This window comes from Crenobacter luteus (genome assembly GCF_004345725.1).
GTDB lineage: Bacteria > Pseudomonadota > Gammaproteobacteria > Burkholderiales > Chromobacteriaceae > Crenobacter > Crenobacter luteus.
In genome coordinates, this window is sequence record NZ_SLXG01000057.1 from 1 (window position 1) to 1,013 (window position 1,013).

Below are 1,013 nucleotides of genomic sequence, written 5' to 3' on the forward strand. Positions count from 1 at the left end.
GCCGGGATGTCGGCTGCGACCAGTGTGACGTTCACCCACTTGCTGCCATTCCAGCGCAGCAGGTGTCCAGCCGCGGGGGCGGTGATGGTGGTGTCGGTCAGATTGGCTACGCTGGCATCGGTGATGCCGTAGCCGGCCAGCGTGGTCGGCTTGCCGCTGCCGATCTTGCTCCAGTCGAGCGCCGGGATGTCGGCTGCGACCAGTGTGACGTTCACCCACTTGCTGCCATTCCAGCGCAGCAGGTGTCCAGCCGCGGGGGCGGTGATGGTGGTGTCGGTCAGATTGGCTACGCTGGCATCGGTGATGCCGTAGCCGGCCAGCGTGGTCGGGTTCGTGCCGGCGGTGACGCGGCCCTCCTGGTTGACGGTCACCGAACGATAGGTGCCGGCGGCGATCTGGCTCATCGCCACGAAGCCGTGCGTGTAGCTGCTGTAGCCGGCCGGCACGCTGCCGGCGGTGTTCGGCGCCAGCAGCGTCCAGCCGAGCAGGTCCGAGCCCTCGACGCTGACTGCGACGTTGCTCAGCGCGGCGGCGAACTTGACCTCGAGGTAGGCGTAGTTGCCGCTCTCCACCGTGTGATAGACGATGCGCGCTTCGACGATGCCGCCCGCCCCGTACGCACCGTATTCAAGTTGCTGGATCGACACCGAACCAGGCTGCCCGTAGTGGCAGGCAGCCGTTAGTCGGACTGAACCATGGTTGCCGGAGACCGCCCAATCGATCGCGAAGCGGCCCGAGTTGCGGCCGATACCGACCGTCGAGGCTGCGATGCGATGCCAGGCGCCGGCCGCCGGGCTGAAGGTCGCCGACGTGTTGGCTTTCTGCACCGCATCGGTGATGCCGTAGCCGGCCAGGGTGGTGGGCTTGCCGGTGGTGATCTTGCTCCAGTCGAGCGCCGGGATGTCGGCTGCGACCAGCGTGACGTTCACCCACTTGCTGCCATTCCAGCGCAGCAGGTGTCCAGCCGCGGGGGCGGTGATGGTGGTGTCGGTCAGATTGGCTACGCTGGCATC

Annotated in this window: 1 protein-coding gene; it reads right to left on the bottom strand. The window is 67.2% G+C overall.

All coding sequences use genetic code 11. From position 1 onward, the window contains the following. Positions 1–1,013, bottom strand: a 1,013-nt coding sequence (locus EV683_RS14240; RefSeq protein WP_207910480.1) for a hypothetical protein, incomplete at both ends; no start/stop codon positions are given.